7 protein-coding genes are annotated in these 6,546 nt (G+C 45.6%); all 7 read right to left on the reverse strand.

What is annotated here, in order from left to right; translation table 11 throughout:
* Positions 1–3 precede the first annotated feature (3 nt).
* On the reverse strand, positions 4–495 hold the full coding sequence (locus tag QVP94_RS03220) for a DUF4934 domain-containing protein (RefSeq protein ID WP_008779781.1): 492 nt from the start codon (positions 493–495) through the stop codon (positions 4–6).
* Positions 492–1,961, reverse strand: a complete 1,470-nt coding sequence (locus QVP94_RS03225; protein WP_022191954.1) for a M56 family metallopeptidase — start codon at positions 1,959–1,961, stop codon at positions 492–494. Before QVP94_RS03225 ends, QVP94_RS03220 begins: the two co-directional genes overlap by 4 nt.
* A gap of 8 nt (positions 1,962–1,969) precedes the next feature.
* Positions 1,970–2,335: a BlaI/MecI/CopY family transcriptional regulator gene (locus QVP94_RS03230; protein WP_008772319.1), complete on the reverse strand. Its 366-nt coding sequence runs from the start codon at positions 2,333–2,335 to the stop codon at positions 1,970–1,972.
* A gap of 160 nt (positions 2,336–2,495) precedes the next feature.
* Positions 2,496–2,951 carry an ATP synthase subunit C-like protein gene (locus tag QVP94_RS03235; protein ID WP_005857362.1) on the reverse strand — a complete coding sequence of 152 codons (456 nt, stop codon included), beginning with the start codon at positions 2,949–2,951 and terminating at the stop codon, positions 2,496–2,498.
* A gap of 54 nt (positions 2,952–3,005) precedes the next feature.
* The gene (locus QVP94_RS03240; RefSeq protein ID WP_022191955.1) at positions 3,006–4,826 is read right to left on the reverse strand and encodes a V-type ATP synthase subunit I; all 1,821 of its coding nucleotides are present in this window, start codon (positions 4,824–4,826) and stop codon (positions 3,006–3,008) included.
* A complete protein-coding gene (locus QVP94_RS03245; protein ID WP_005857366.1) occupies positions 4,823–5,446 on the reverse strand; it encodes a V-type ATP synthase subunit D in 624 nt (207 codons plus the stop codon). The genes QVP94_RS03240 and QVP94_RS03245 overlap by 4 nt, the downstream gene beginning before the upstream one ends.
* 11 nt (positions 5,447–5,457) lie before the next feature.
* Positions 5,458–6,546: V-type ATP synthase subunit B (locus tag QVP94_RS03250; protein WP_288213163.1), on the reverse strand; the 1,089-nt coding region annotated here is incomplete at its 5' end.

Consider the following 6,546-nt stretch of genomic DNA (forward strand, 5'->3'; position numbering starts at 1 on the left):
ACCTCAAGAATACTTTCTTAGAAAAATAAGAAGCTCTATTTTTCCGATATAATTGCCATCCAGATTATAGCTAATCAAATCATGTCCCCATCCATTAAACAGCAAACGCCCGTTCAACTCGTCCACCAAGCAGTCTACGTTTCTATAGCCACCCGGATCCTTCCCTACATGCCCTATCTGACATTTAAACTTTCCTGTAGCCTTATCAAACAAAAGACATTGCCGGTTAGCGGAAGTGATCAGAATATATTTATCCAATAACTTGATATCAGGAGAACTTCCGACTAGACAATCATCCCTCGTCTCTAAAGGGACATACCGGATCTCATCAAAATAATCAGAGGCTTTCAGCTCGGCAGGCGATGAGATAGCTTTACCTACCTCAATCACCCGCTTGCTCGCTTCTTCGTTTTCACGCTCCATACAGGAGGTTAGAAACATTCCCGCACAGAGGGAGCCGAACAAGCCTACCTTGCATATATACGCGAAAATCATTTCTTCAATTTTATCTCGATAACGCCATTACGACCTTTCTCTCCGAATTTAGCGATCGCCTCGTTTCCTTTGTACACATTCATAGACGCAATACGATCGGGATTCAAATTGTCCATCCTCTCTTTAGAAGATTCCATCCCATCGATGTAGACAATACCGGAGAAAGAGGACTTTTCCTTTGATGCCTCCTTAGCAGCCTTCTCATTGATGTCTATGGCTTTCATGGCCTCCTCTATGGCTCGGTTGATCTCCGGTTGAATCTTCTCCATCTCGGCGGCGATAGTCTCATTTATCTTGGCGGCCTCTATCGCCGCTTGCACAGCCTTGTCGATCTCAGCCTGGTGTTTCGCCATTTCCGCAGAAACGATCTCGTCGATATTCGCCGCTTTCACTGCCTCTTCAACCGCCTTGTCAATCTCCGGCTGGTATTTCTCCATCACGGCCGAGACCTTTTCCTGTATCGCTTGCATATCTTTTTCAGAAACGACCGAATCCCTTGCGAGGGTCTCAACTTCTACATTTCTTTTAGGCTCTTTTTTTTCCTGAACCGGAATAATTTCGCTAATTTTGACACTCGAAATCTTCTCCAATTCGTGAGAGATTTCCGGACGGGCAAAGGCTACCACCGTTAAGGCTGCCAACGGGAGTACATACAGATACTTCAACCGTGCCCATGGACTTGATTTTTGTTTTAACATCATAGCTATTCGCTTTTTAAGTGAACTGTGATTAAAGCTGTTGGCCATAGAAGTGAAGCGCTGTGAACCAACAGCTTTTTTAATTAATAATAATTGATATCTTTTTGCGTCGACGCCTTGATTTAATACGCTCTCGTCGGCCTCGTATTCATGGATATTTTGCAATTCCTGTCTCAACAACCAGACAGATGGGTTGAACCAATGGAACAGGATACAAATCTCGGAGATCAGCAGATCAATGGAATGACGGGCTTTTATATGCGCCATCTCATGCGTCATGATCTCTATCCCACTTTCCTCAAAATCCTTCCGGCTTATTACGATCGTTTGCATCCAACTGAACGGGGCGACTGGTTGGTCCGTAAGAATCAGATGGATTCCGTCCACCAGCTTCGGTGTACCTTGTCTCATCAACCGAAACAAGGCATAAAATGAATATGCGAATTGACAAAGCGTTAATATCCCTCCGATTATATAGGCTATCACCATAACTCGTAACCATACAGGTTGGCTAGCGGATTCTGCCGACGTTCTCATGGAAACCGCCGCTAGCAAATTCTCCAAATCCATGACCGGACGCTGAATGGCCGTCGCTTTCTCCAAAGTAATCTCACAAAATGGGATGATAACCGAAAGCATGATCAAGCTTAATAAAGCGATCCGGTTGAAACGATGGAAGGTATCACGGCTCAACAATAGCTTATAAAACAGATAAAATATCGTCAAGCACACGGATGATTTAAGGATATATACAAAGAAGATTCCCATATTCGCTCTTATTTACGATTCCCTTGTTCTACATCATCTATTAGTTTTCGCAGATCATCCACAGAGATATCCTCTTCCTTGATCAGCGTAGAGACAACCCCCAGATAAGAATTATTGAAATACTTAGCGATCACATTTTTCAAAGTACCGTTACTATACTCCTTTTCTGTTAAGACCGCATAATATTGATAGCTATTCCCGAAATTCTTATGGGCGAGGAAACCTTTCTCCTCCAAGCCTCGGACAATCGTAGAAAGGGTATTGAAATGAGGTTTAGGCTCCTCGTAATATTCAAGTAACTCTTTCACGAACAGTGGGCCTTTCTGCCAGAACCAGCCCATGATTTCTTCTTCTTTCACCGTAAGTCGTTTCATAACCTTATCTTGTTTGCGACAAAGTAACTAAAACTTTTAGTTACCAAACTAATTTGTATAGTTAATAAACTAAAAGAGATAGTTTATTCATTGATCCAATCAAAAAAACCGCCCCGGGAATGTCCGGGACGGCCTCTATTATATCCAGATGTTTGAATGATTAGGCGACAGGAATCGTTCCGCCAATCAAGATCACAACCAATAAGGCCAAGATAGCGTACAACTCTGGGAATACGGCCATTACCATCGTAGCACCGAATACGTTGTGTCCGGCACCAACACCAGCGATACCATTCGCGCAAACTTGAGCTTGGCGGATTGAAGAGTAAAAACCAGCGAAACCTAACACTAAACCAGCGCCGAAAACAGCCGTAGCGGCCAACATGGAAATATCAGCGACCAAGAACTTCTGCATCATAAAGTAGCCCACGAATCCATACAAACCCTGTGAAGAAGGCAACGCACTTAAAGCGATGTACGTACCCAGAGCATCCGGATTTTTCTTCATCGCACCTACCACCGCATTACCTGCGATCGTAACACCATAACTACTGCCGATAAAAGTTAAACCTGTCATCAACGCAATACCTACATAAGCTAATAAAATTGGTTCCATAATAAAATGTGTTTTTAAATTATTCTTTTATTGTTTTATTTTCTCGTTTAATTGTTATGCTTTTCTGAATGGCTCATAGGCCTTACCTCCACCTTCGAACTCCGCGTTCTTGTAATATTCCACGAAGATCAAACGAAGCGGGTGTACCAAGGAGCTGATCGTACAAAGAGCGATATTGATGGAGTGACCCACTAACAAGATCAATAACATACAGATCGCACGTGCCATGATATTCATACCGTCTGTCATCGTAACCGCCAACGTATTAAATACGCCACCCAAGATGGAACCGGTCAGACCGATAGCGAACAAACGAATGTATGATAACGTATCCCCCAGCAATCCGGAGGCCATATTGTACGTGTTCCAAAGTCCGGTACCAAAGTTCAAGAATACGTTCTTGCCCGGTGTATTGTACAAATAAGCGACAACCAGACCCAAGATGGCGATTCCGTAACATACCATAACGACAGCGTTCGGCAAGTGAACGTTCAACATCGGAAGTCCGAACGCCAATGCCAAGGATATGATCACGAACACCCAAGCGAACGGAGCGATACTGTGTTTCGTTCCTTTCTGTATCTTGATCTTGTAAGCAGCGACACATTTACCGAATATGATCTGTACCAAACCGATGACAATAGAGAATGTCATCAAGTTGTCGCTATTCACAAAGTAGTTCTTGATCTTTGACAAAGCCGGGATATCCGCCAAGGCCACTCCGAAGAAAGATCCCGTACAAGTACCCACCAATAAGGCGGCAAAGCCTAAATACTGGAACAAGGTCAAATAAGGCTTGAAATCCGGGTTCACCTTCTTCTTCAAGATCGTACAAGCGATCATGACCAGCAAACCATATCCGCCATCGCCGAAACAAAGTCCGAAGAACAGCATAAAGAACGGGGCGAACAACGGGGTCGGATCAAGTTCACCGTAATTAGGCAAGGAGAACATCTTCGTGATAGGCTCGTACAGCTTACTGAATTTATTATTCCGTAGCTTGATAGGCACCTTATCCCCATCCTCGATCTCTAATTGCTGGAAGAAATAACCTTGCTTATCCAGCTCGTGCTCCAAGGCCGGAGCGTTTTCCGTCGGCACCCAACCTTCCAACAACATGAGCTTATCACCCGCTTGCCGATCTGTCTGCACTAACGCATTAGAAAGATTAAACTCGTCCTGCAGGTTCTTATCGAATTCCTCCAACGTTTTATAATCCCCCACGGCACGATGTTTCAGCTCATCCTCCACATTCTGGATATCCTTGGTACGTTGATCCAGACGGGCACGCAACTTCGCCAATCCTTGAACCGGCATCTTCGGACGTTCAGCGTCTATATCGATCAAGGTACCTTCCTTGGTAATCGTGATAAAATACGTTACCGATTGGAAGTTATTGATCAGAATGGCGTTATACAGCACGCCCCATTCCGGCTCGTACTTAGCAGTAGGACAGGTAAAGAACGTAACATCGTATCCCGCTCTTTTCAGACGGTTGATATTCTGATAACTGAACTCACCCCATATTTCCATATAAGCCAGATCCTTCTCGATCGATTGCTTGGAAGCGATCAATTGCGCTTTCTTATCTTGCAATTCCTCTATCTTACGCACCAACTTCAAGCCTTCCTCTTTCGTCAACTCACGGGCCGGGGCAAACTTAACGTCTTTCTCCGCCGCATGGAGGTTCTTAAAGTAACGCATCAGCGTATTGATCTGTTTACGCTCAGCCAGAAGCTCTTGCAACCTCTCGTTATCCATCACGGAGTTTGTCTCCTTGATATGGACGACACCTAAGTCACGAAGCGTAGAAAGGAACGTATCATACTCCTTATGGTACACCATAAAGGCATATTTACTCATCTTTACTATCATACCTCGGCCTCCTCTTTTTCTTCTTTTGCCTTACGTTTCTCCTGATTGGCTCTCATGATCTTCTGTGAGGACTTAGAAAGACTCTCCTCGTCTTCCATAAACCGTTTCACCTTACGGATCGCATCCTTATAACCCGGAATCTGTACCTTCTCAAACAGGTTCACCTTCTGAGTGGTCTTTTTCCTAGCATGCTCCAACAACTCCAGCTTCATGCCCGAGAACTCCGCCTCGATACCGGTACGAGCCAGCTTTTTCAGCAACTCGATACCATCCGTATACCATGCGGGGGCATTAAAGAGACTATAGTGTCCGATCTCGAACTTGATCTCGTCCAATAACGGGACGATCACGCCGGCGATCTTCTTCGTGGAGAGCGTAACGTCCTTCACGGAGATCAGCTCCGGATTGAACTCGTTCCACAAAGCCACCATATTCTCGTAACTCTGAATCTCTCGTTCTAGCTGAAGTTCCAATTTATTCACTTCGTCCTTGGTCCGCTTCACCTCGATACGCAGGGCGCTCTCCTTGCTCTTGATCGTAGGCAGGGAGCGTTCACGCATCTTCAGTTGCTTTTCCAATTGCTGAAGAGAGGTTTTATTATATTGAAACTTTATTGCCATGTTTATTTAATTTACTTCCAGTACTTATCAACCAATCCTTGTTTGATATTTACCTCCTCCGGGCTGAAATATCTAGCGAACAATCCCCAAGCTACGTCCAGCATCTCCGTCGTATCCAAGTTTACGTCGATAGCCAACAGCTTAGAAGAATAATCCTTGGCGAAAGACAAGGTACGGTTGTCGTAGTCGGTCAAGTCGAAACCATTCTCCAGCTTGGTCTTAGCGTTGGCGGCATCGGCATACAAACGTACGGCGGCGTTCATTACCTGTGGATGATCCTCACGGGTCTTCTTTCCGGTTACCAGCTGTTTCAAACGAGACAAGCTTCGGAACGGATCGACGATGACCTTACCCACATCGCTATCACGACGCAAATACAACTGACCTTCCGTGATATAACCCGTATTATCAGGTACGGCATGCGTGATATCACCACCGGATAAGGTCGTTACGGCGATAATCGTGATGGAACCTCCCGCCGGGAATTGAACGGCTTTCTCGTAAATCTTCGCCAAATCCGAATACAAGGAACCCGGCATAGAGTCCTTAGACGGGATCTGGTCCATACGGTTTGATACGATCGCCAAGGCATCGGCGTAGTTGGTCATATCGGTAAGCAATACCAAGACCTTCTCGTTCTTCTCCACGGCGAAATACTCAGCGGCGCTCAACGCCATATCCGGGATCAAGATACGCTCTACGGACGGGTCCTCGGTCGTGTTGATAAAACTAACGATACGGTCTAGGGCACCGGCGTTACTAAATGTATTCTTAAAGAACAGGTAGTCGTCGTTCGTCATACCCATACCTCCCAAGATAATCTTATCGGACTTCGCACGCAAGGCTACCATCGCCATAACTTGGTTGAAAGGCTGGTCGGGGTCGGCGAAGAACGGGATCTTCTGACCGGTTACCAAGGTATTATTCAAGTCGATACCGGCGATACCCGTAGCGATTAATTCAGAGGGTTGTTTACGACGTACCGGGTTCACGGACGGACCACCGATCTCGACCTCACGTCCCTCGGGGATCGGACCGCCATCGATAGGCTCGCCATAAGCGTTGAAGAAACGTCCGGCTAACTGGTCACCTACTTTCAA

The sequence above is a fragment of the Parabacteroides sp. CAG:2 genome (genome assembly GCF_000436315.1).
Classification (GTDB): Bacteria; Bacteroidota; Bacteroidia; order Bacteroidales; family Tannerellaceae; genus Parabacteroides; species Parabacteroides distasonis.